The organism is Salinivibrio sp. IB872 (genome assembly GCF_001995345.1).
GTDB classification, from domain to species: Bacteria; Pseudomonadota; Gammaproteobacteria; order Enterobacterales; family Vibrionaceae; genus Salinivibrio; species Salinivibrio proteolyticus.
Map to the genome: position 1 here is coordinate 16,992 of NZ_MUFO01000007.1, position 24,482 is coordinate 41,473.

A 24,482-nucleotide genomic window follows, 5' to 3' on the forward strand; every position below is an offset into this window, starting at 1 on the left:
TGCTAGTTGTTGCGCTCGATGATATATCGGGCAAAAACTTCCAGTTGTTCGGTATTGTAGGGGATCGCATGCAGCGCGTGTAGTGCTTCTTGGTAAAGTTGCTGTGCTTTTTCTTGCGCGCCCTGTAAACCGAGTAGCGCAGGGTAGGTACTTTTATCCGCGCTCATGTCAGATCCCTGCGGTTTCCCCAATGTTTGGGTATCGCTTGTGATATCTAAAATGTCATCTTGCACTTGGAACGCGAGGCCAATGGCGTTGGCAAAGGTATCCAGCTCGTCAAGGTGCGTCACCCCTTTCTCGCCGGCGGCAAAAGCCCCCAGTCTGACCGCGCCTCTAATTAATGCCCCCGTTTTGTTACGGTGGATTTGTTTTAACGCCTCTAACCCGACGTGTTGGCCTTCGGCGGTGAGATCGAGCGCTTGACCTAGACACATTCCACTGGCGCCACTGGCGTTTGCCAGCGTTCTGATCATATCGATACGGTAAGATTCAGCGTTTGGATTGAGCGACCCTTCGGATAACACCGTAAACGCCAAGGTTTGTAAGGCGTCCCCGGCGAGAATGGCGGTCGCTTCATCAAACTCGATATGGCAAGTCGGTTGACCTCGTCGCAGGCTATCATCATCCATGGCGGGCAAATCATCGTGGATCAAGGAGTACGCGTGAATGCACTCTACCGCCACAGCGGGCGTGTCCAAATCAGTGATGGGCACGCCAAACAATTGTCCGGTAGCATAGGTCAAGAAAGGACGAACGCGCTTGCCGCCGAGCAGTAAGCCGTGGCGCATTGCTTTAATAAGCGGCAAATCTTGATGCGAGAGTGTGTTTAGCCAACGCGATAGCTGTTGGTTGCTGCGGTGTTGCGTCTCCCGCAGCGCGAGCTGTACAACGGAATCAGTCATTGTCGTCGTGAGAAAATTCAGTCAGTGGCGCGTCATCATCTTGAAAAAGCAGAATCTCAACGCGCTGTTCAGCATCTGCTAAGGTTTTTTGTCCTTGGCGCGCAAGCGCAATACCGCGCTCAAAGCGCTTCATTGCCGTATCAAGGGCGAGGTCGCCAGTCTCTAAAGCACCGACGATCGCATCCAACTCTTTGAGGGTGTCCTCAAAGGTCATATTTTCTGGTTTCTTCACAGCCATGATGCAATAAAATTAGAGAGGGAGGGGCAGACGTTAACCCAGTGCTGACAGGGGGTCAAATTCATCAGGCGATTTTTGTGCCCCAAACGCTGCTTTGCAAATCACGCATTCTGCTTGTTGGTATTTGCGGATTTGCGCTAAACCTATAGGATTGGTTGCCGATACAACCAAAGACAACAAAAACAAATAATAACGAACCGATGTAATCTAAGGGAGACTGACGTGGATATAGCGACGCTCATCGGCATTATAGGCTCGTTCGCATTCGTCATTATGGCCATGCTGTTGGGCGGCACCATGAACATGTACTTCGACGTGCCGTCCGTACTGATTGTTATCGGGGGCAGTCTTTTCGTGGTGTTGACCAACTACACCATGGGACAGTTTTTTGCTTGCTTTAAGATTGCAGGCAAGGCGTTCATGTTTAAGTCGGACGATCCGGAAGACTTGATTGCCAAGATTATTGAAATGGCAGATGCGGCCCGTAAAGGCGGCTTTTTGGCGTTAGAAGAGATGGAAGTCAGTAACTCGTTTATGCAAAAAGGGGTCGACTTACTGGTGGATGGACACGATGCGGATGTGGTGCGAGCCACCCTGCAAAAAGACATTAGTCTGACCGAGGAGCGTCACGACCACGGGATCAGTTTTTATGCGGCGTTAGCCGATGTTGCGCCGGCAATGGGGATGATCGGGACCTTGATTGGTCTGGTGGCGATGCTCTCCAATATGGATGACCCGAAAGCCATAGGCCCTGCGATGGCCGTGGCCTTGTTGACCACCATGTATGGCGCCATGCTCGCCAATATGGTTGCAACACCGATCGCTAACAAGCTTGCGTTGCGTAAAGGGCAAGAAAAACTGAATCGGCGCTTAATTATGGATGGCTTGTTGGCCATTCAGGATGGGCAAAACCCGCGTGTTATCGACGGATTTTTGAAAAACTACCTCAACGAGAGCAAACGTGAAGTGGATGTCGATAATTAAGCACTGGCCGATCACGCCAGTGAACCGTGGGTAAGGAGTCTAGATGGCACAACAAGAAGAAGAGGAATGCAAATGTCCACCGCCCGGCCTGCCGCCGTGGATGGGGACGTTCGCTGACCTGATGTCACTGCTGATGTGCTTTTTCGTGCTTTTGCTGTCCTTCTCTGAGATGGACGTTTTGAAGTTTAAGCAGATAGCAGGGTCGATGAAGTTTGCCTTCGGGGTACAAAATGTTCTGGAAGTCAAAGACATTCCCAAAGGTACCAGTGTGATTGCGCAAGAGTTCCGTCCGGGGCGACCAGAGCCGACCCCTATCGAAGTGATCATGCAGCAAACCATCGACATGACCCAACGAACGCTTAATTTCCAAGAAGGCGAATCGGACCGCTCGGGCGGCTCACAACGCACTGCGTCGGATATGGAGGGAGGCACCAGTGCACAGGTTGCTTCTCAACTGGAGCAGCAACAAAGCCAGCAGCAAATGGAACAGTTGCAAAAGATGATTGTGCAGGCGTTAGAGCGTGAAATCGAAGAAGGAGCCGTTGAAGTTGAAAACTTGGGTCAACAACTGGTGATCCGTATTCGGGAAAAAGGCGCATTTCCACAAAATTCGGCCTTTTTGCAACCCAAGTTCCGCCCCATGGTGCGCCAAATTGCGGAATTGGTAAAAGACGTGCCCGGTGAAATCAAAGTGTCAGGCCACACGGACAGCACACCTTTGGAATCGGAGCTGTACCGTTCCAACTGGGATTTATCCGCGCAGCGTGCGGTATCGGTAGCGCAAGAAATGGAAAAAGTGCCCGGGTTTAACCATTTGCGCATGAAAGTGGAAGGGTTGGCAGACACTCAGCCTCGCGCGCCCAATAACTCGCCCGATAATCGTGCAGCCAATCGCCGTGTGGAAATCGCTGTGATTCAAGGAAAACCCAGCTTTTCAGATGAAATATCGGCCGACAATGCGGCTGCACCTACCCCATAAGCTAGATTCTGACCGTAATGGATTGATTAAAAACGTTTATTACGGTCGGATTTTTCACTTTTGTTTAGACGCAAAAATACCCGGTTTCAGCTGGGACGTGGTTATTGTATAATCCGCGACCTTGTTTCCAGCTGTATCGAACCGGTTATGAAGTTTATCGTTAAAATTCACCCTGAGGTGATCGTCAAAAGTGAGTCTGTTAGAAAGCGTTTTACTAAAATCCTCGAATGCAATATTCGTAATATTTTAAAGCGTCGGACAGATAATACGGCAGTATATAACCGTAGGGATCACATTGAGGTGACGTTAAAACAACCAAACGAGCGTCAGCTTGTCCTGGATGTATTAACCAACACGCCGGGCGTGCAGACGGTGCTTGAGGTTGAGCAAACGTTATTTAACGATTTACACCACATCTATGAACTCACCCTTGAGGGTGTTCGTCATCAAATCGAAGGAAAAACCTTTTGCGTGCGTGCTAAACGCCGCGGCCAGCATGACTTTACCTCGATTGATGTAGAGCGTTACGTAGGAGGTGGGTTAAACCAAGCCGTTCCGACCGCCAGCGTACAGCTGAAAAAGCCTGACGTGACCGTGATGATGGAAGTGGACCACGATAAGCTGAACTTGGTAAAGCACCGTCATACTGGCTTGGGTGGCTTCCCTCTCGGCACGCAAGAAGATGTGCTGAGCTTGATCTCGGGAGGATTCGACTCAGGGGTGTCGAGTTACTTGCATATTAAGCGCGGTAGCAAGGTCCATTATTGCTTCTTCAATTTAGGCGGCAAAACCCATGAAACGGGTGTGCAGCAGGTATCTCACTTCCTGTGGAACAAGTTTGGCTCGTCGGCGAAAGTGAAATTTATTTCTATCGACTTTGAGCCGGTTGTCGCCAGTATCCTCGAAAACATCGATGATGGTCAGATGGGAGTCGTGCTAAAGCGGATGTTTATGCGTGCGGCAAGCATGGTTGCCGAGCGTTTCGGTATTCAAGCTCTGGTCACCGGCGAAGCCTTAGGACAAGTGTCGAGCCAAACTCTAACCAATTTACGCATGATTGATAACGTGACGGACACGTTAATCCTGCGTCCGCTGATCAACTGGGATAAAGAAGACATTATCCAGACAGCCCGTAAAATCGGCACTGAAGACTTCGCTAAAACCATGCCTGAATTCTGTGGTGTGATTTCGAAAAGCCCAACGATCAAAGCCGAGAAAGCCAAACTTGAGGCCGAGGAAGCGAAATTTGACTTCGCGTTACTGGAGCAAGTGGTTAACAATGCCTCGGTGATGGATATTCGCGATATCGAGAAACTTAGTCAGGAAAAGGCTCCCGAGGTTGAACTGGTTAACGAGGCCGAGCAAGGCGCGATTGTCATTGATATTCGCAGCAGTGATGAAGAAGAGGAAAAGCCACTGAACATCGACGGCACTGACGTTGTTCATATTCCTTTCTTTAAATTAGCGACCCGCTTTGGCGACCTAGACCAAAGCAAAACCTACTTGCTGTACTGTGAGCGTGGTGTGATGAGCCGCCTTCAAGCGCTGTATCTAAAAGACATGGGCTTTGAAAATGTCAAAGTCTATCGCGGCTAATCGCGACAAAGCACGATTTAAGCAAAGAAAAACAGGCAGCCTCGCTGCCTGTTTTTTATTCGGCGAATTTTTTCTCGTACTGCAAGTTTGGGAGGGGAACCATAGGTTCGGCAACCTGCCAGGCCAGTGCTTTCCCTGCCAAGACGTGAACAATCTCAATGGCAAATTCGAGCGCAGAGCCCGGGCCTTGGCTGGTGATCAACTTGTGATCATAATCAGTCATCACACGGCGACGACTGCGCCATTGCTCTGGGATCTGCTCGCTGACACTGGGGTGGCAACTGATATGAGAGGTGGGGTAAAGCTGGTGACGCTGCAGAACAAGCGCGGGAGCCGCGCAGATAGCCGCGACCCATGCATGGTCACTTTGCTGTTGTTTGATAATTTCTATCACGATCGCGCTGTCGCCTAAACACTGCGCCCCGTCAATACCCCCGGGTAAAATGACGCAATCAAACGGCTGGTCGGCCACACTCGCCAAAGGTGCATCGCACACTAATTGTACGCCACGAGAACAGGTTAAAGTGAGTGAACCTTCAGGGTCGGCGCTGGCAACGGTGACACAAAAACCAGCCCGCTTCATCACATCAATGGCGGTGACGGTTTCCATTTCCTCGCTGCCGGGTGCCACGCATACTAAGACGTTAATCGGTTTCATGATTATCCTTTTTGTACCTCACGTTGCTTCACGGCGTCATACAGCGCCTGATGAGTAGGCACCTTAATCTGATGATGTGCCGCTCGAGCCAGTAAATAGCCTGTGATCTGTTCAAGCTCTGTCTTTCTGCCATGATAGCAGTCGCGATTCATTGATGAATAGTTATTTGCGGTGGCGCGTGCCACTGCCAGTGCTTGTGTCTTTAGCTGTTCGGCATGGGTGGCGAGTCCATCAGCTTGCATCACACGGGCAAGTTCTTGGCAAAGTAACTGGATGGTGTCTTGGTAGTCGGCAGATAACAATGCTCCGTTATTCACTTGATGAATCGCGGTGAGTGGATTGATCACACAATTAACCGCCAGCTTATGCCATAGCTGATGGATAATCGCTTCGTGCCAGTACACTGGCGACAAGGCATGATCCAACACCTCGGCGACAAAGGCACACTGCTGACCTGCCTGATTCGCCGCGCCGATGTAAGTCTCTCCGTGGCCGGTATGCTGATAGCTCCCTTGAGAGGGGCTAAAGACGCCGTGTGAGGTGGTGGCGAGCAATAAAGGTTGCGACGGACTCACTAGCGTTTTGATTTGCGCATGCGGTCCCATCCCATTGTGCATTAAGACGATAATTGTATCGGGATGAAGCTGCTCGATGAGAGGTTGTAAGGCATGCATGACGTCGTAAGCCTTGGTACACACCATTAATAGATCGCAATCGGTAATGGCTTGTGGCTGGTTAGCGGGGACCGTCACGGTATGGCTGTCGAGTACCAATTGCCGACACACTTCTGTGCCTGCACGGGTGATCACCTGCACGCGATGACCGGCTTGCACTAATTGGGTTGCCCACAAAGTACCAATTGCGCCTACACCGATAAAAGTTATGTTCATGACAAGCTCAGAGCGGTTAAAAGTGCATAGTTTATCACGAGGTAAGAGCAAGACAGAGAAACAAGTTGGGGGAGGAAAAAGCGCCGACCGAGAGGCCGGCGCAGTCAGTTAGAATTTATAGGTGGCGCTTAGGTAGTGGGAAATACCTGAGCTTTCCGTTGTGCCACCATCTTCAATCAAGTAGACATCGTTATAGGCTTTTAGGCCATAACCGAGGGCATAGTTGTCTGAGTGCCAATATAGGCCGTTAAACATTGCGCCGCCGTGGGTCGCTTGGCTGTTGCCTTTGAAAGTGTCATCGGCACCAAATTGGTAATCGATATAGCCTTGGTATGACAGGAAGCTACCGTTGTCGAAAAAGTGGAAAGGCTTGAACCAGTTGGTCGAGAATTGGTAACCGTTCCAGTCTTTTTTGTTGATGTCATACAAACCGTAAAGGTTCATGCCTACTTTGCCAAACCAAGGTAGTTCAACATCGGCACCGACACCCCAGAACGAGTTGTTAGTGTCACTATCGCCACCACCCCAGTTAAACAAAGTCGAGAAGTATACTTCTTGTATAGGGCCAAACGACAAGTCTTGCCCGGTGATGCCGTCAATTGAGAAGCGTGGTGCTAGCTTCATAAAGGCTTTAGGCGCGCCTTTTTTATTGTTGTTATCGCTATCGCTTTCGGCAAGGTCGAAGATGTCCACATAGCCATAGAGATCAACCACGCCCTTACGGCCGCCAAATTCCATCTCGAGGTAATTATGATCTTTATCGGTGTCAGGACCGAACTGAGGTTTCTCGTTGATGGCATACATGGCGTTAAACTGAAGCCATTTATGATCGTTTTTATAGATATCGTCTGAGTAATCAGCCGCGTTGGCGATAGGTGCGGCGCTAGCTGCCATGACGGCAAGTGCGAGTAGGGACTTTTTCATGGTGACTGCCTCTGCTTAAGTGTGTAACCGTTGAGTTCAATGGAGGCAGTATATTGATTAAGTTCACCATAAAGAATGTAACGAATGTAGACACGAATTTTAGATGTGACTGAAGGTGGAATGTATCCGATTACATGTCATTTTTGTGTGATCTTGATTAAAAGAAAATGACGAGCGGAGCACAATTTTTTGCACTCCGCTGTGATAGGGAAACGCTAGTCTTGCCGGGTTTTTAGACATTGTCCAGAAGGTGCGTCATGGTGCGATGATTCTTTTCTAAATTGTCTACCAATATAGAGCAGCATGACTAGACCTGGGAGCACCATCAATGAGGTTATTACGAAAAATGTTGACCAGCTATCCAGCCAATCCACCATCATACCGCTAAAGGATGCGAGAGAGGTACGGCCAAGGTTACCCAACGATGCAAGCAGCGCGTATTGAGTGGCGGAAAAAGCGCGCCCGGTTAAGAAGGTCAAGAAAGAGACAAAGGCAATGGTGGCGAAAGCCGAGGTGAAGTTATCCACCAGTATCGCGCCTAGCAGCAGGTGCTCGTCTGGCCCCACCACAGCAAGCCAAGCAAACATCAAATTACTGGAGGCCATGGCCACCCCGCCAATAAACAAGCCTTTGATTACCCCAAAGCGCAAGTTAATGTAGCTGCCGATTAAGGTATACACCACGGTCAGTCCCCAACCTACGAGCTTGGAGTAATAACCAATTTGCTCATTGCTGAAGCCAACATCTTTGTAAAAGACAATCGACATCCGGCCCAAAAAGGCCTCGCCAATCTTAAAGAGAAAAACAAACAACAGAATGGCTAACGCAACTTTTACACCGTTGCGGCGGAAAAACTCGGCAAAAGGTTCAAACACAGTCACTGCTAACCAAGTGCGTGCACTGCTGTATCCTTTCCCTAGATAGTAACGGGTCGCGGCATCTTGGCGCTGTTCGCGGTCACTGGCAGGCTCCTTAACGAATAAGGTGGCCAGTAACATTAAGCCTACGAACCCGGCCATGATCACATACACCTGATTCCAACCGATGGCGTCAGCGTTGATAAAACCGATGTAGCCGGGCAGAGAATATCCCGTCCACCATCCAATGACGGACATGGCAGAGGCAAGTGGGAACTTATCGGTCTCATGCTCCGCAAAATTATCAATACGAAAGGCATCAATGGCGATATCTTGGGTGGCAGAGGCGAGTGCAATCGCAAAAATCAGCGATGAAAGCACCACAGTGGTCACCCAAGGATCAATGGCTGTCAAACCGTGTAAATTAAGCTGAGATAAGGCCAAGGTTGCGATCAGAATCAGCGCTTGGGTGAGCAATATCCAACTGCGGCGTTGTCCGAAGCGCTCATTAAGCATGGGCACTTTGAGTCTATCGATCAAAGGCGCCCAGAGAAAGTTCACCGCATACAGCACAAACACCGAGCCGAATAGGCCAATCGCGGTACGAGAGAGCCCTTCATCCGCGAGCCAGCCGTTTAAGTTGGAGCCGATTAACACCCAAGGAAAGCCGCTACAGCAGCCCATTAAGAACACATAAAGGAGTCGGCGGTCGGCATAGGGCGCAAGCGCCCCCTTAAGATTAGGTAACATGATCGCAAGCCTGCCTGTCAGCTACTGAGAAGATATTCGAGAGATGCTATTTATCACAATGGGTTGTTGTGGTACGTCTTGCATCCGCTTGCTTGGGATCGTCACGGTTGATTGAGATGAAATGTTTTGCACCGTGACAAAGCCTTCAACCACTCGACCAAAAACGGTGTAGCCAAGCTTGTTGGGCGTGGCGTCCAGAAAGCCGTTATCGTTGATATTAATGTAAAATTGACGCGTGGCCGAATCGGGGTCATTGGTTCTGGCCATCGCAATCGTGGCGCGTCGGTTGCTCAGGCCATTAGTGGATTCATTGTCAACCGTGTCATATACCGGCAGGCGCTCAAGGTCTTTATCAAACCCACCACCTTGGACCACGAACCCCGGGATCACGCGATGAAATTGAGAGCCAACATAGCTGCCATCATCAACATAACGGAGAAAATTAGCCACGGTTTTGGGCGCTTTTTGCTCATCAAGACTGAGCGTAAATGCGCCGAGCGTTGTATCCACCTTCACCAACACTTCCGCCTGCGCTGGCAATGCAGCCAATGCAAGCATGCACATCATGCAGAAGGTACGCATGATTAAAAGTGCTCTTTCATGTGCTTAAGCAACTGCTCGTCGTTGGCAATATCTTGCAGTACCGCCTCAAGCAAGTTGTTCAGAGCCATTTCGATATCATCAGGCGATGCGCTGCTGATCCCTTCTTGGGTTGATTTGCCAGTGTAACGCTTCACGAAGCGACCATCAGGAGACTCTGCGACCAGCTGAAGCTGGACCGACGCTTCCATATTGTGCTTAAACACCGTGTGTTTTACACGCACGAGGGCATCAAGAATATCGAGGCGCAGCGTTCCCGGGCCATTCGCCACTACACGGAAGCCTTGCGAAGAAAGTTGGCGAGAAAGGGTATCTTCTAAGACAACGCGCAGATTCTGGCTAGCATGCAGGGGCTTCACGTTAGAGCGACCACTGTCAATGACAGCCACAAACTGGGCGGTACGCAGATCACGGCTTTTCACAACCACGGGCAAGTTATTCACTTGCTGTTGGTTTGAGGTGGCGGGTTTGGGCGCGATAGTCAGTTGCGGATCACGCGGCGATGAACAGCCTGCTAGGATAAGCACGGCAGCGGCAACGAGCAGTTTTTTCATTGTGTTCAGCATCCTTTACTTAATGTTGGGCGTGTACTGCTTGAAGAATAACGAATTTTTTATTCGACGCAATGACGGAGACATTACCAAAAAGGCGTTTTAACTTAGCATGATAGCCGAGATGTCGGTTTCCGATGACTAAAAGGCGGCCATGATTGGTCAGAACACGTTTTGCGTCACAAAACATTTGCCAAGCAATATGATCGGTAATGGCTTGTTGTTGATGGAATGGTGGATTACACATCACCAAGTCCACATCATGGTGTGCAAACTCGCTCAAACAATCCCGCGCTTCACACTCAAAGCGCGTGGGCGCAATGTGATGCGCTAAAAGGTTACGTTGCGCCGATGCGACAGCCATATGGCTTTCGTCAACGGCATGAATAAAGGCATTTGGATTGTTTCGAGCGGCTTGCAAGGCAAGCACACCATTACCACACCCTAGATCGACAATCCTTTTTAATCCGGGTTCACTCGGAATGTGCGGTAACATCAAATACGCCGCAATATCCAGTTTTTGCGCAGAGAATACATTGGGGAAATTCGCCAGTGTCATGGCGTAATCAGGCACATCGAACGTATGTAGCTGGTCGATTAACTCGGGTTTGTCGTCACGTGGCGTGCAAAATACTAAGCGTGCTTTTTTCTTCGCTAGTGAGGTCACTGTGTTGCCGAGCTGGCGCTCAAACTGGTTTAACGTTGAGGTGTGAATCTCTTTGGCCTTCGCCGCGGCGATGACGGGAATGGATGAATCGGTGATTGCGGCAAGTTGCTGTAATTGCCATGACAACATGCGTGTGCTTTTCGGGATCCGTAATAGCACCACATCGATGCGCTCAGGCAGCGGCTCTAGGCTGGTTAATTGGACGATGCTAGGCAAGGCATTGGCGGCTAAGTTTTGGACAGTTGCTTGTTGTGCCACCACAGAATCACTGATTTGAATCGTGTCATAGCCTTGTTGTGACGCCCAGCAGCTTAGCGCGCCAAAGTGATCATTGATGATCAACACACGCGCACCGGCCGGTAATGACAACTCAGCCACGTGCTCAATCAAGTATTCGTCGGCTGCGTCGAACGCTTGCAGCGTCTCGTTTTTACGTCGGGGATAACGGTGGAGTATTAATGGCTGGCCCGCAGGCGTCGTCATTTCAGTCTTCATCGGAGTTTTTGCGTCGCGCTAGATAAAGTGGGTATATTGTCGCACTCAGCCAGAGACTGCAATTTAAAACGTGGCGTCATCTCTGGTGTTGAAAGATCACGCCACCGCGAAAGTCGCAAAATCATCAATAGCATCTACACTGAGAGCACCTGTGCTCCCCGTGTAAAATGTGGGAAGCAAAATGAAAATACAAACACAGATCACCGAGAAGCTCGAGCAGGCTTTTTCGCCTAGCTTTCTGGATGTTCGTAATGAAAGCTTTATGCATAACGTGCCAGAAGGGTCAGAGAGCCACTTTAAAGTCGTGGTGGTATCAGAGGCATTTGACGGTCAGCGTTTAATTCAACGTCACCGCGCAGTGAATGCGACCTTATCTGATGAGTTGGCCCATCATATTCATGCGTTGGCGATCCACACTTACACGCCGCAAGAGTGGACGTCACAAGCGCAAGCTCCGGATTCACCCGCTTGTCGCGGTGGGGGCAAATAGCGTCAGCGCTGATGTTGAGTTTTCACGTTGTGGCAACAAATTCTTACATAAATATGAGCGGTTCGGTGAGTGGTAACTGCGTACGGCTTTCGTTTCATCATCACAGGCGAGTATTCGCATTGCCTGCTAAGGTGAACAAAAAAACAGCAGTGAAACTGTGAGCTTATAGCGAGTGTTGTTTGTACAGGTATGGATAATTGCCACGCTCCAGTGACAATACCCATAGAATCAACGCTGGGGTTAGTGATAGAATACGGCGCTGAAAGACTAACCTAGGCTACCTTTGTGTAACGATTTGGTTAGCAGGATGTTGCGACGGTGGGCCGTCATGGCCGCCAAACAGTCGAAAGTCGTGTCTTTAACTGCGCAATAACAGAATTCTTTTTCCCGTTAATGTAGTGCAAGTGCGTATGATTACAATAAAAAAGGGTTTGGATATCCCTATTGCCGGGACTCCTACTCAGGTGATAAATGACGGCCCAGCCGTCAAGAAAGTCGCCTTGCTTGGCGAAGAGTACGTTGGAATGCGCCCCACCATGCACGCGCGTGTGGGTGATGTAGTGAAAAAAGGTCAGATTCTTTTTGAAGACAAGAAGAATCCGGGCGTGAAATTCACTGCACCAGCAGCTGGTAAAGTGGTTGAAGTTAACCGCGGTGCCAAGCGTGTTCTTCAGTCTGTCGTCATTGAAGTCGATGGAAACGAGCAAGTCACGTTTAATAAATACGAAGCCTCACAGTTGGCATCGCTAGATCGCCAAGCCATTGTTGACCAACTGGTCGAGTCTGGCATGTGGACAGCGCTTCGTACTCGTCCTTTTAGCAAGTCGCCTGCGGTTGATGCCGTGCCGGAAGCTATCTTTGTCAATGCCATGGACACCAATCCGCTTGCTGCGGATCCGAAAGTGATCATTGATGAGCAAAAAGAGGCTTTCGTTGCTGGCCTAGATGTGGTTTCTCGCCTTACCGAAAAAACGGTATTCGTTTGTAAAGCAGACGTAGAGTTACCGACTAGCAAGCAATCAAACGTTGAGCAGCACGTCTTCGCTGGTCCTCACCCAGCTGGTCTTGTCGGTACCCATATCCATCACTTGCGCTCAGCAAGTATGGAAAAAATGGTATGGCACCTAAACTACCAAGACGTCATTGCGTTTGGCCATTTCTTTCTGACCGGTGAAATCAACACCGATCGCGTGGTTGCCTTAGCTGGCCCTATGGTCAATAAGCCACGCTTGGTACGTACTCAACTGGGCGCTAACCTCGATGAGTTGACGGACGGTGAGCTGATGGCTGGCGAGAGCCGCATTATCTCTGGTTCTGTACTCTCGGGCACTAAAGCGACTGGTCCTCATGCGTATCTTGGCCGTTTCCACCTGCAAGTGTCTGTATTACGCGAAGGTAATGAGAAAGAGTTGTTCGGTTGGTTATCTCCCGGCAAAAACCGCTTCTCTGTGACCCGTGCGTACCTTGGCCACCTGTTTAAAGGCCAACTTTTCAATATGACCACTTCGACCAACGGTAGTGATCGTTCCATGGTGCCAATCGGTAACTATGAGCGAGTAATGCCGCTGGATATCGAGCCGACTATGCTGCTGCGTGATATCTGTGCCGGTGATACAGATAGTATGCAACAGTTAGGCGCGCTGGAGTTAGATCCTGAGGATTTGGCACTTTGTACATTTGTCTGCCCTGGCAAGTACGAATTTGGCCCAATGCTCCGCGAGAGCCTGGAAAAAATTGAGAAGGAAGGGTAACAGATGAGCCTGAAAAACTTTTTAGAGCAAATCGAGCCACACTTTGAGCCAGGCGGTAAACACGAGAAGTGGTTTGCCCTGTATGAAGCGGTCGCGACCATTTTGTACACGCCAGGCATGGTGACCAAAGCTGGCGCTCACGTGCGTGACAGCATCGATTTGAAACGCATCATGATCATGGTGTGGTTTGCTGTGTTCCCCGCAATGTTCTGGGGTATGTACAACACAGGTAACCAAGCCATTATGGGCCTGAACCATTTATATGAAGGCGCGCAGCTTGCGCAAATCATTGAAGGGAACTGGCACTATTGGCTGACTGAGGCGATTGCGGGGCCGCTTGCGAGTGCAGGTTGGGGCACCAAAATGGTCTTGGGTGCCACCTACTTCCTGCCTATTTATGCCACCGTGTTTATCGTGGGTGGTTTCTGGGAAGTACTGTTCTGTATTATCCGTAAGCACGAAGTGAACGAAGGTTTCTTCGTGACCTCGATTCTTTTTGCACTGATCGTTCCGCCAACGCTGCCATTGTGGCAAGCCGCTTTGGGTATCACCTTTGGTGTGGTGGTTGCAAAAGAAATCTTTGGTGGTACAGGCCGTAACTTCTTGAACCCTGCGTTGGCTGGCCGTGCATTCTTGTTCTTCGCGTATCCTGCTCAAATCTCTGGTGATTTGGTATGGACCGCTGCGGACGGCTTCTCGGGTGCGACAGCACTGAGTCAATGGTCAACCGGCGGTGAAATGGCGCTGATGCACAACGTGACCGGTCAAACCATGACTTGGATGGACGCCTTCATTGGTAACATCCCAGGTTCAATGGGTGAAGTATCGACGCTTGCCATCTTGATTGGCGGTGCGGCGCTGGTTTACATGCGCATTGCATCATGGCGAATCATCTTGGGTACCTTCCTCGGTATGGTCGCCGCGGCAACCTTGTTCAATGTGATTGGCTCTGATTCCAACCCAATGTTTAGCATGCCTGCTCATTGGCACCTTGTACTGGGTGGTTTTGCGTTCGGTATGATGTTCATGGCGACGGATCCTGTCTCTGCTGCGTTCACCAATAAAGCAAAATGGTGGTACGGCATTTTGATTGGTGCGATGGCCGTGATTATTCGCGTGGTTAACCCAGCATACCCAGAAGGGATGATGCTGGCGATCTTGTTCGCGAACCTGTTTGCACCACTGTTCGATAACCTGGTGATTCAGGGCAACATCAAACGGAGACTGGCTCGTAATGGCAAGTAGTAACGATAGTATTAAAAAGACGCTGCTCGTTGTTATCGCATTGAGCTTGGTGTGCTCGATTGTGGTGTCTGGTGCAGCAGTAGCGCTACGTCCTTTGCAACAAATTAATGCAAAGCTAGACGTACAGAAAAACATCCTTTCGGTGGCTGGTATTGATGTCACGGGTGGCAAAAGTGCGATCAATGATGCTTACAACAAGTACATTGAGACTCGTCTAGTCAGCCTAGATGACGGTGAATTTGTTAGCCCTGAGACGGTCAACGTTGAATCGGCAGCTGATTACGATCAGCGTGCGGCTGCCAATGATCCGGCCTTGTCGAAAAAGCTGAGTGGCGATGAAAACATTGCCGATATCGGTCGTCGTCCTGACGTCGCTAAGGTGTACTTAGTCAAAGACGAGGCAGGTCAAACTCAGCGTCTGATTTTGCCCGTCAATGGTTCTGGCCTTTGGAGCATGATGTACGCATTCGTAGCGGTAGAACCCGACGGTAATACAGTTGCTGACATCGTTTACTACGAGCAAGGTGAAACACCAGGGCTAGGTGGTGAAGTTGAAAACCCGAAATGGCGCGCGCAGTGGGATGGCAAAAAGCTATTCAACGAGCAGGGCGAGCCAGCGATTCGCATCGTTAAAGGCGGCGCTCCTCAAGGTAGTGAGCACGGTATCGATGCATTGTCGGGTGCGACCCTAACCAGTAATGGTGTTCAGAACCAGTTTAACTTCTGGCTAAGTGACATGGGCTTTGGTCCATTCCTAGCAAAAGTTCGCGAGGGAGGCCTGATCGATGGCTGAAGCTAAAGAACTGAAGAAAAACCTTCTGTCACCGGTACTGGACAATAACCCGATTGCCTTACAGGTCCTCGGTGTTTGTTCGGCCTTGGCGGTGACCACACAGATGCAAACGGCATTTGTTATGACGTTGGCGGTGATGTTCGTAACGGCGATGTCAAATCTGTGTGTTTCTTTGATCCGTAACCACATTCCTAACAGCGTACGTATCATCGTTCAGATGGCGATCATCGCGTCGTTAGTTATCGTGGTTGACCAAGCATTGAAAGCGTTCGTGTACGACATTTCTAAGCAGCTGTCCGTATTCGTTGGTCTTATCATTACCAACTGTATCGTGATGGGTCGTGCTGAGGCGTATGCGATGAAGTCGTCGCCATTGCCATCATTTATTGACGGTATTGGTAACTCACTGGGCTACGGCTTTGTGCTGATGACAGTCGCGTTCTTCCGTGAGCTACTGGGCTCTGGCTCAGTGTTTGGTGTGTCTATTCTACCTGTGGTCAATGAAGGGGGTTGGTATCAGCCAAACGGTTTGATGCTTCTGGCCCCATCTGCATTCTTCCTCATCGGCTTTTTGATTTGGATTGTGCGTACCTTCAAACCTGAACAAGTTGAAGCGAAGGAGTAATAGCACATGGAACATTATTTGAGCCTGCTAGTGCGCTCTATCTTCATCGAGAACATGGCGCTGGCATTCTTCCTTGGTATGTGTACCTTTTTGGCCGTATCCAAGAAAGTAAAAACCGCATTTGGTCTGGGTGTGGCCGTGGTTGTGGTACTGACCATCTCAGTGCCGGTTAACAACTTGGTTTACAACTTGGTTCTGCGTGAAGACGCGCTGGTGAAAGGCGTCGATTTGAGTTTCTTGAACTTTGTTACCTTCATCGGCGTTATCGCGGCGTTGGTACAGATTCTTGAGATGGTACTCGACCGCTTCTTCCCGCCGCTTTACAACGCGCTGGGTATCTTTCTGCCGCTTATTACGGTGAACTGTGCCATCTTCGGTGGCGTATCATTCATGGTTCAGCGTGATTACAACTTCGCAGAGTCAGTGGTTTACGGCTTCGGTTCTGGGGTGGGCTGGATGCTAGCCATCGTCGCCCTAGCGGGTATCCGTGAGAAAATGAAATATTCAGACGTGCCGCCAGCACTGCGTGGTTTGGGGATCACCTTTATCACAGTTGGTTTGATGGCATTGGGCTTTATGTCTTTCTCTGGTGTGCAACTGTAAGCCGGGTAAACTGCGAGAAAAGGAATAGTCAATGGACATTATTCTTGGTGTAGTGATGTTTACTCTGATTGTACTGGCGCTGGTATTGGTGATTTTGTTCGCCAAGTCCAAGCTGGTACCAACCGGTGACGTCACAATTGATATCAATGACGATCCTGAAAAGGCGATCGTTACTCAGCCAGGCGGTAAACTGCTTGGTGCACTGGCCGGTGCTGGTGTGTTTGTTTCTTCTGCCTGTGGTGGTGGTGGTTCATGTGGCCAGTGCCGCGTAAAAATCAAAGAAGGTGGCGGTGATATTCTGCCAACCGAGCTTGATCACATCACCAAAGGTGAAGCACGTGAAGGTGAGCGTCTGTCATGTCAGGTTGCTGTAAAGCAAGACATGAAGATCGAATTGCCAGAAGAAATCTTTGGCGTGAAGAAGTGGGATTGTGAAGTTATTTCTAACGACAACAAAGCCACTTTCATCAAAGAGCTGAAGCTGCGCATTCCTGACGGTGAGTCTGTACCTTTCCGTGCAGGTGGTTATATTCAAATTGAAGCGCCACCGCACCACATTAAGTACTCAGACTTTGATATTCCTGAGGAATACCGTGAAGACTGGGAGAAGTTCAACTTGTTCCGCTATGAGTCAAAAGTGGATGAAGAAATCATCCGTGCTTACTCAATGGCGAACTACCCTGAAGAAGAAGGCATCATCATGCTGAACGTGCGTGTGGCAACGCCACCACCACGTAACCCTGATGTGCCACCGGGTCAAATGTCATCTTACATTTGGTCACTGAAGGCCGGTGATAAGTGTACGATCTCAGGACCGTTCGGTGAGTTCTTCGCGAAAGATACCGACGCTGAAATGGTCTTTATCGGCGGTGGTGCCGGTATGGCACCAATGCGCTCGCATATCTTTGACCAACTTAAACGTCTGAACTCAGATCGTAAGATCACCTTCTGGTACGGTGCACGTTCTAAGCGTGAAATGTTCTACGTTGAAGATTTCGATATGCTTCAAGAGCAGAACGATAACTTCAAGTGGTACTGCGCACTGTCAGACCCACTACCAGAAGATAACTGGGATGGTTACACAGGCTTTATCCATAACGTGCTTTATGAGAACTACCTCAAAGATCATGAAGCGCCAGAAGACTGTGAATACTACATGTGTGGTCCACCAATGATGAACGCAGCCGTTATCGGTATGCTGAAAGACTTAGGTGTTGAAGACGAAAACATCCTTCTGGATGACTTCGGCGGCTAAGATCACAACGTGTGACTTACCTTTTAATGGCTGGCCTTTGGGTCAGCCATTTTACGTATCAACCTCGCGTCGAAGGACACCCATATGAAGAAGTTTTGGTTAGGCTGTGTGGCAACGCTGACACTGCTCGTGGCTTTGGTCGGTTGTGAGCGTTCACCTGAGCTGGTCCATCTTAATGGCAGTACAATGGGCACGTATTACTCCATTAAGTACATTGCAACGGAAAACACGCCCGAGAAGGCGGTTATCCAAAAAGAAATCGATAAGCGTTTGGAGCTGGTCAATGACCAGATGTCGACGTATCGAGACGATTCGGAGCTGAGCCGTTTCAATCAACATCGTGCTGACTCTCCGGTTGAGGTATCTGACGCGACGGCGAAAGTGGTGAAAGAAGCGATGCGTCTTAACGCCTTCACCGATGGCGCGTTAGATGTCACGGTTGGACCGTTAGTGAATCTTTGGAGCTTTGGCCCTGAAAAACGACCAGAGAATATTCCGACCGACGAAGAAATCGCACAGCGAATGGCGATGACGGGGTTAGAGAGCCTGTCTTTATCGGGCAATCAGTTGACCAAAACCAATCCTGACCTTTATGTCGACTTGTCAACGATCGCCAAAGGATACGGCGTAGATGTGGTCGCTGAGTATTTGGCGTCACTTGGTCTCGATAACTATTTGGTTGAGATTGGTGGTGAGTTACAATTAAAAGGTGTGAACCAAGACGGCGTACCTTGGCGCATCGCGATTGAAAAGCCTAGTGCCGGCACACAGTCGGTGCAAGAGATTATTGAGCCTGGGGATATGGCGGTTGCCACGTCAGGGGATTATCGCAATTACTTTGAGCATGATGGGGTACGCTATTCGCACATCATTGATCCAGCAACAGGACGACCGATTCATCATCGCTTAGTGTCTGTCACTGTGTTGGATCCGTCTTGTATGACGGCGGATGGTTTGGCAACAGGCTTCATGGTACTTGGACCAGAGAAAGCCGTTGCATTGGCAAATCAAGCCAATATTCCTGCCTTTATGGTAGTGAAAACGGATGACGGTTTTAAAGAAATCGCATCTGAGGCGTTTAAGCCTTATTTAAAGCGTTAAATACGCAATAACGATAGTAGGTGAGCAATTATGTCAGTATTTCTTATCACCTTTGCTGTTTTTGTACTTGTGATTGCAGGGATGGCGATCGGCTACATCGTACAGCAAAAAACCATCAGTGGGAGCTGTGGTGGCCTAGGCGCAATCGGTATTGAAAAAGAATGCGACTGCCCAGAGCCGTGCGATGCACGTAAAAAGCGAGAAGCGCGTGCAGAGAAAACCCGTGAGTGGAAGAAAAACCAAATTATCTAGCCGAGACCTGACGCGATCAGGTGTACAGTAGATAGCCACCAGTGAGTCACTCTGTCTTATCTGGTGGCCATGCAGGATTGTCATGAAGAAAATCATCCATATCGACATGGATTGTTTCTATGCGGCAGTGGAGATGCGTGATAACCCTGCCTTACAACAGGTGCCTCTTGCGATTGGCGGGTCACCTGATGGGCGAGGGGTGATTGCAACCTGCAATTATCCCGCGCGTCGCTTTGGGATCCGTTCCGCGATGGCGACAGCTCAAGCACTTAAACTATGTCCCGGTCTGACGGTTATGCGTGGCAATATGGCCAAGTACCGCGCCGTTTCTCAGCAGCTTCATGCTATTTTTCATCGTTATACCGATATTATTGAGCCCCTCTCTCTTGATGAGGCTTACTTAGATGTTACAGATTGCGACAGTCATCAAGGCTCGGCAACCCGCATTGCAGAAGCGATTCGTCACACCATTCGCGACGAGCTATCATTAACCGCGTCGGCAGGCGTCGCGCCAATCAAGTTTCTCGCCAAAGTCGCCTCAGATATCAACAAACCGGATGGCTTATGCGTGATCACCCCTGACGAGGTCGACACCTTTGTGGCTGAACTCCCTTTGCAATGTATTCCGGGCGTAGGACGTGTCACCTTAACCAAGCTTCATGAACTGAATTTGTTTACCTGTAGAGATGTGCAGTGTAGCGATCATGGTGAACTGATCCAGCGGTTTGGTAAATTTGGGCAGGTACTATGGCAGCGAGCACACGGTATTGATCGACGTCCAGTGCAAGTGGAGCGGATACGTAAATCCGTTGGCGTAGAGCGCACTTTATCGCAAGATCTTGCGGCGCTGAATGATTGTTTACAGTGGCTAGATACTTTATACGAAGAGCTCCAACGGCGACTCGAAAAAGCCGATGCGAATGGGCGGATTTGTCGCCAAGGAGTCAAACTCAAATTCAACGACTTTCAAACCACGACGGTTGCACACCGCTGTGAGCGGTTAGATCGAGGGCTATTTGATACCTTGTTGCATGAAGCGTTTTATCGAGGCGAGGGTAGAGCGGTGCGGCTGATTGGTTTGTCGGTAGGGCTGGGGGACGACAATGACCCCCAGCTAAGTTTACTCGCTTAAGCGCGCTTTTCAGGAATCGCTTTTAAGATAGCGCGCATTTGTTGCCAATAGTGACCCACACTTTCAATGTTCACTTTCTCATCAGGTGAGTGAGGGAACTTAATCGTTGGACCAAACGAGATCATATCCATATCCGGATAAGGTTTTTTAAATAGACCGCATTCTAATCCCGCGTGGATCACCATGATATCAGGCTTACGCTGATAGATAGCTTCATAGGTATCGCGGAAAATATGCATGATTTCAGAGTCCGGATCAGGCTTCCACCCCGGGTATGCGCCGGAAAACTCGACGGTCACGTTTGCTAAACCGGCCAGTGAGCGCAGCATGCCTTGCACCATTTCTCGCCCTGAATCGATCAATGAGCGGATCAAAAACAATCCCGTAATAGTATGCTCATCGGTTTGGATAACACCTAAGTTCAGTGAGGTTTCTACCACACCCGGAACATCATCGCTCATCCGTATAACACCGTTTGGCGCCGCGTTTAAGGCCGCGAGTAGCCGAGATTGTACGGCACGGGTCAAAGGGTCGGCTTGATTGTCGGACGCATCGAGTACAACAGTGACGTTCTCCTCCAAGCGTCCCAACTCATCGTGAAGCAACTGGGCGTAGTTATCTATCGCCGCGGCTAATGCGTCTTTTTGCTCGACTGGCACGGCAATATCAGCAAAGGCTTCACGCGGGATGGCGTTACGCAGTGTGCCGCCTCGTAATGCAATCAGACTGACATCAACCTCACTGAGGTGATGGCTGAGCATGCGTGCAAGTAGCTTATTGGCATTGGCGCGACCCGTGTGAATATCCACCCCAGAGTGGCCGCCTTTAAGGCCTTTTATACCGACAGTAAAACGCGCAAAATTGTCGCCGATGGGATGACGCTCGACCGGAAAGTGCATGCTAGCATCGACGCCGCCCACACAGCCCATGTAGATTTCTCCTTCTTGTTCGGAGTCTGTGTTCAGTAACACTTCTCCTTCAAGCCAGCCTGCTTCTAGGCCAAATGCACCGTCCATCCCAGCTTCTTCGTTGGTGGTGAGCAACACTTCGAGCGGACCATGTTCAATGTCATCAGCCGCTAAGACGGCAAGGCAGGAGGCCATTCCAATACCGTTATCGGCGCCTAATGTCGTGCCATCCGCCGTGACCCACTCGCCATCGATATAAGGGCGAATCGGATCGGTGGTAAAGTCGTGCTCGGTGTGCTCGTTTTTCTGCGGCACCATATCAAGGTGGGCTTGTAGTACTACACCTTTGCGGTTTTCCATTCCCGGCGTCGCCGGTTTGCGGATAAAAATATTGCCAGTGGGATCTTGGCGAACCTCTAAACCTCGGCCTTTCGCCCAATCGACAATGAATGCTGCCAATTGTGCTTCGTGGTAAGAGGGATGTGGAATAGCACAAATCTGGTCAAAAAAAGCCCAAACAGGCTGGGGTGATAATTGGCTGATCTCAGACACGGTAGACTCCATTTTATTTTATTGTTGGCCTTTTAAACAGTAGGCCTTACTGAAATAGATGGACTTTACCAAGCATACCACTGTCGACTAGGTGGTGACAGTCGCAGGATCAAGGGAAGGAAAAACAGAGTGCATGCCGGATATCTAGGCGTTGTGGGCGTAATAAAACTACCAAATATGAACTTTTTGTGACTCTTGTCACTCTATTGCTTGTAATATAATTACGTGTGGGTTATTATTTAGACACTGATAACACAGGTTATCGATTGTTCATGGAGTGAACCCGAGTATTCGCCTCCAAGGAACCGAGACAAAATGTGAACAACATTAGGTTTAAACTTGAGAGAGGTAAAAACGATGGAAGGTATGGTATCTAACTACTACTGGAACCAACAGTCAGTGTATACCAAAGGATTTACGTATCCGGCGCCGTTCGGGTACCGCAAGTAAGTTTTACGATTCCCCCGCTCTTACAGAGACATTTCTGATCCAGAAGCAAACGCTTTAGTTCTGGCGCCACACAATGTTGTGGCGTTTTTTTTATGGGTGGTATGTCAGGTGCCTGATAAGCCAGTCATGATAGACAATCTTGTTAGCAACCATCACGAGAGCCATGACATTCCGATCAATTCATGCGGTTTCGCGCTGGAAATTTCCTTCATCGATCGGTAAGATTTGCGCCAATTTTTGACACGCAAACGTTTTCCTTTTGCATCTTATGATGCGCCACCTTTTATTCGGGATACCAACGATGTTAGAGCGTTTATTTAAACTCAGCGATCATGGCACGGATCTTCGCACCGAAGTTATTGCCGGTGTGACCACCTTCCTTACCATGGCCTACATCATTTTCGTGAACCCATCTATTTTGGCTGAAGCTGGAATGGACAAGGGCGCCGTATTTGTTGCCACCTGTTTGGCTGCTGCCGTCGGCTGTTTTGTGATGGGAATTGTCGCCAACTATCCGGTCGCTCAAGCGCCGGGTATGGGCCTGAACGCTTTCTTCACCTACACAGTGGTGCTGCAAATGGGCCACTCGTGGCAGGTTGCGCTGGCTGCGGTGTTTATTTCGGGCTTGTGTTTTATTCTACTCAGTGTGTTGAAAATTCGTGAGTGGATTATCAACTCGATTCCTATGTCACTGCGCACCGGTATCTCGGCGGGTATCGGCTTGTTCTTAGCGCTCATCGCACTGCAAAATGCGGGGATCGTCGTGGATCACCCGGCAACCCTTGTCGCACTGGGTGATGTGACGGCATTTGCCCCGGCGATGGCAGCACTCGGCTTTTTCCTCACTATCGGTTTGGTGCATCGTGGCCTAAAAGGGGCGGTCATGATTGCGATTTTAGTGGTCACCGTGATTGGTATTGTCGCGGGGGATGTCCCCTACCACGGCGTGATGTCTGCGCCACCAAGCCTCGCGCCGACCTTTATGCAGCTTGATTTTGCCGGAGCCCTTGAAGTTGGTCTGGTGTCTATCGTGTTCGCATTTTTGTTTGTTGACCTCTTTGATACCGCAGGAACCTTAGTGGGTGTGGCACAGCGCGCGGAACTTTTGGACAAAGATGGTAAACTGCCGCGTTTAAATCGTGCATTACTGGCAGACAGTACCGCGACATCGGTCGGGGCGCTTTTAGGCACGTCGAATACAACCTCATATATTGAAAGTGTGTCAGGGGTAGCAGCGGGTGGCCGTACAGGACTCACTGCTGTTGTTGTAGGGATCTTATTCTTGCTTGCGCTATTTTTTGCGCCGCTAGCAGGTATGGTCCCAGCGTACGCAACAGCTGGCGCTCTCTTTTATGTTGCGATTTTGATGATGTCAGGTCTTGTAGGGATTAACTGGCGAGATTTGACCGAAGCCGCACCGGTGGTCGTGGTGTGCTTGCTGATGCCGCTCACTTACTCGATTGCGAGCGGGATTGGCCTTGGCTTTATTGCGTTTTGTGCCGTAAAAACCTTTGCGGGCAAAGGGCGTGAGGTCCCTGTCAGTATCTGGATCTTGGCTGGATTGTTCTTACTCAAGTTCGTTTTCTTGGTGTAAAACAGCCGCCCACATTGACGTTATAACAAGGCGAGAAACGCCACGAGGTTTTCATCATGAGTAACAAGTTCATCATCACCTGGGACAACATGCAGATGTACACACGCCAATTGGCGGAGAGGCTGCTGCCCGCTGACCAGTGGCAGGGAATTATTGCTGTGAGTCGCGGTGGCTTGGTGCCTGCCGCCATTCTGGCCCGTGAGCTAGGCATTCGCTATGTCGATACGGTGTGTATCTCGAGCTACGATCATGATCATCAGCGCGATATGCGTGTCGTGAAACAAGCACCTGGGGATGGTGAAGGCTTTATTGTGGTGGACGACTTGGTTGATACAGGCGGAACCGCAGAAATGGTGCGCCAACTCTATCCCAAAGCACGCTTTGTGACTGTAAGCGCCAAACCGGCGGGTAAGCATCTTGTTGACGATTATATCGTCGATATTGCGCAAGACACATGGATTGAGCAGCCGTGGGATATGGCGGTGAGCTATGTGGATCCGATTGCCAAATAATAGCCAGCAAGGTTATTGATAATCTGCTGTCAACAAAACGTCGCACACAGTTGCGGCGTTTTTTGGTTTCTAGGGACGCGATTGACTGAAAATCATGGCCTTGCTGTGAGTATGGTTTACACTAGGAG

25 protein-coding genes are annotated in these 24,482 nt (G+C 49.8%); 15 read left to right on the forward strand and 10 right to left on the reverse strand.

From position 1 onward, the window contains the following. Positions 1-2: 2 nt before the first annotated feature. Positions 3-902: a (2E,6E)-farnesyl diphosphate synthase gene (ispA, locus tag BZJ18_RS04915; RefSeq protein WP_077455561.1), complete on the reverse strand. Its 900-nt coding sequence runs from the start codon at positions 900-902 to the stop codon at positions 3-5. Further along, complete coding sequence (gene xseB / locus BZJ18_RS04920; protein ID WP_077455562.1) at positions 895-1,140, reverse strand: exodeoxyribonuclease VII small subunit; 246 nt, start codon at positions 1,138-1,140, stop codon at positions 895-897. The genes ispA and xseB overlap by 8 nt, the downstream gene beginning before the upstream one ends. Positions 1,141-1,362: 222 nt before the next feature. Here xseB and pomA point away from each other — a divergent pair, with 222 nt between their 5' ends. The 3 genes from pomA to thiI all read left to right on the forward strand — a co-directional run bounded on the left by pomA (position 1,363) and on the right by thiI (position 4,699). After that, complete coding sequence (pomA, locus tag BZJ18_RS04925; RefSeq protein WP_077455563.1) at positions 1,363-2,124, forward strand: flagellar motor protein PomA; 762 nt, start codon at positions 1,363-1,365, stop codon at positions 2,122-2,124. 43 nt (positions 2,125-2,167) lie between these two features. After that, on the forward strand, positions 2,168-3,103 hold the full coding sequence (locus tag BZJ18_RS04930) for a flagellar motor protein MotB (protein ID WP_077455564.1): 936 nt from the start codon (positions 2,168-2,170) through the stop codon (positions 3,101-3,103). Between the two features lie 147 nt (positions 3,104-3,250). After that, a complete protein-coding gene (thiI, locus tag BZJ18_RS04935) occupies positions 3,251-4,699 on the forward strand; it encodes a tRNA uracil 4-sulfurtransferase ThiI (protein WP_069587452.1) in 1,449 nt (482 codons plus the stop codon). Positions 4,700-4,754: 55 nt separating this feature from the next. Here thiI and BZJ18_RS04940 read toward each other — a convergent pair whose 3' ends face one another. The 7 genes from BZJ18_RS04940 to BZJ18_RS04970 form a co-directional block, all read right to left on the reverse strand. Then, positions 4,755-5,357, reverse strand: coding sequence for a DJ-1 family glyoxalase III (locus BZJ18_RS04940; protein WP_077455565.1), 603 nt, complete (start codon positions 5,355-5,357; stop codon positions 4,755-4,757). 2 nt (positions 5,358-5,359) lie between these two features. Then, on the reverse strand, positions 5,360-6,247 hold the full coding sequence (locus BZJ18_RS04945; RefSeq protein ID WP_077455566.1) for a 2-dehydropantoate 2-reductase: 888 nt from the start codon (positions 6,245-6,247) through the stop codon (positions 5,360-5,362). Positions 6,248-6,355: 108 nt separating this feature from the next. After that, positions 6,356-7,171, reverse strand: a complete 816-nt coding sequence (locus tag BZJ18_RS04950) for a nucleoside-specific channel-forming Tsx family protein (protein WP_077455567.1) — start codon at positions 7,169-7,171, stop codon at positions 6,356-6,358. 215 nt (positions 7,172-7,386) lie between these two features. After that, complete coding sequence (locus tag BZJ18_RS04955) at positions 7,387-8,778, reverse strand: AmpG family muropeptide MFS transporter (protein ID WP_077455568.1); 1,392 nt, start codon at positions 8,776-8,778, stop codon at positions 7,387-7,389. A gap of 21 nt (positions 8,779-8,799) precedes the next feature. Then, positions 8,800-9,360: a peptidylprolyl isomerase gene (locus BZJ18_RS04960; protein ID WP_069587447.1), complete on the reverse strand. Its 561-nt coding sequence runs from the start codon at positions 9,358-9,360 to the stop codon at positions 8,800-8,802. 2 nt (positions 9,361-9,362) lie between these two features. Next, on the reverse strand, positions 9,363-9,932 hold the full coding sequence (locus tag BZJ18_RS04965) for a YajG family lipoprotein (RefSeq protein WP_069587446.1): 570 nt from the start codon (positions 9,930-9,932) through the stop codon (positions 9,363-9,365). 19 nt (positions 9,933-9,951) lie between these two features. After that, on the reverse strand, positions 9,952-11,079 hold the full coding sequence (locus tag BZJ18_RS04970; RefSeq protein WP_241824918.1) for a methyltransferase: 1,128 nt from the start codon (positions 11,077-11,079) through the stop codon (positions 9,952-9,954). Between the two features lie 193 nt (positions 11,080-11,272). Here BZJ18_RS04970 and bolA point away from each other — a divergent pair, with 193 nt between their 5' ends. The 10 genes from bolA (at position 11,273) to dinB (ending at position 20,338) form a co-directional block, all read left to right on the forward strand. Next, positions 11,273-11,581 (forward strand): transcriptional regulator BolA, encoded by a 309-nt coding sequence (bolA, locus tag BZJ18_RS04975; RefSeq protein WP_077455570.1) that lies wholly within the window; start codon positions 11,273-11,275, stop codon positions 11,579-11,581. A 410-nt stretch (positions 11,582-11,991) separates the two neighbouring features. After that, positions 11,992-13,332 (forward strand): Na(+)-translocating NADH-quinone reductase subunit A, encoded by a 1,341-nt coding sequence (locus tag BZJ18_RS04980; protein WP_077455571.1) that lies wholly within the window; start codon positions 11,992-11,994, stop codon positions 13,330-13,332. A 3-nt stretch (positions 13,333-13,335) separates the two neighbouring features. Beyond that, positions 13,336-14,577, forward strand: coding sequence for an NADH:ubiquinone reductase (Na(+)-transporting) subunit B (locus tag BZJ18_RS04985; protein ID WP_069587442.1), 1,242 nt, complete (start codon positions 13,336-13,338; stop codon positions 14,575-14,577). After that, positions 14,567-15,370, forward strand: coding sequence for a Na(+)-translocating NADH-quinone reductase subunit C (locus BZJ18_RS04990; protein ID WP_077455572.1), 804 nt, complete (start codon positions 14,567-14,569; stop codon positions 15,368-15,370). Before BZJ18_RS04985 ends, BZJ18_RS04990 begins: the two co-directional genes overlap by 11 nt. Next, on the forward strand, positions 15,363-15,995 hold the full coding sequence (locus BZJ18_RS04995; protein ID WP_077455573.1) for an NADH:ubiquinone reductase (Na(+)-transporting) subunit D: 633 nt from the start codon (positions 15,363-15,365) through the stop codon (positions 15,993-15,995). The genes BZJ18_RS04990 and BZJ18_RS04995 overlap by 8 nt, the downstream gene beginning before the upstream one ends. 6 nt (positions 15,996-16,001) lie before the next feature. Then, complete coding sequence (gene nqrE / locus BZJ18_RS05000; RefSeq protein ID WP_069587439.1) at positions 16,002-16,598, forward strand: NADH:ubiquinone reductase (Na(+)-transporting) subunit E; 597 nt, start codon at positions 16,002-16,004, stop codon at positions 16,596-16,598. Between the two features lie 31 nt (positions 16,599-16,629). Next, entirely contained in the window at positions 16,630-17,853 is a 1,224-nt protein-coding gene (nqrF, locus tag BZJ18_RS05005; RefSeq protein ID WP_077455574.1) for an NADH:ubiquinone reductase (Na(+)-transporting) subunit F, read from the forward strand. Positions 17,854-17,937: 84 nt separating this feature from the next. Then, positions 17,938-18,954: an FAD:protein FMN transferase gene (locus BZJ18_RS05010; protein ID WP_069587437.1), complete on the forward strand. Its 1,017-nt coding sequence runs from the start codon at positions 17,938-17,940 to the stop codon at positions 18,952-18,954. Between the two features lie 30 nt (positions 18,955-18,984). After that, the gene (gene nqrM, locus BZJ18_RS05015) at positions 18,985-19,206 is read left to right on the forward strand and encodes a (Na+)-NQR maturation NqrM (RefSeq protein ID WP_069587436.1); all 222 of its coding nucleotides are present in this window, start codon (positions 18,985-18,987) and stop codon (positions 19,204-19,206) included. A gap of 82 nt (positions 19,207-19,288) precedes the next feature. Further along, positions 19,289-20,338 (forward strand): DNA polymerase IV, encoded by a 1,050-nt coding sequence (dinB, locus tag BZJ18_RS05020; protein ID WP_077455575.1) that lies wholly within the window; start codon positions 19,289-19,291, stop codon positions 20,336-20,338. Here dinB and BZJ18_RS05025 read toward each other — a convergent pair. Then, the gene (locus tag BZJ18_RS05025) at positions 20,335-21,810 is read right to left on the reverse strand and encodes an aminoacyl-histidine dipeptidase (RefSeq protein ID WP_077455576.1); all 1,476 of its coding nucleotides are present in this window, start codon (positions 21,808-21,810) and stop codon (positions 20,335-20,337) included. The genes dinB and BZJ18_RS05025 overlap by 4 nt on opposite strands. 739 nt (positions 21,811-22,549) lie before the next feature. Between BZJ18_RS05025 and BZJ18_RS05030 the strand changes: the two genes are divergently transcribed. Beyond that, positions 22,550-23,842, forward strand: a complete 1,293-nt coding sequence (locus tag BZJ18_RS05030; protein WP_069587433.1) for an NCS2 family permease — start codon at positions 22,550-22,552, stop codon at positions 23,840-23,842. Between the two features lie 56 nt (positions 23,843-23,898). After that, positions 23,899-24,354, forward strand: coding sequence for a xanthine phosphoribosyltransferase (gene gpt, locus BZJ18_RS05035; RefSeq protein ID WP_069587432.1), 456 nt, complete (start codon positions 23,899-23,901; stop codon positions 24,352-24,354). Positions 24,355-24,482: the final 128 nt, after the last annotated feature.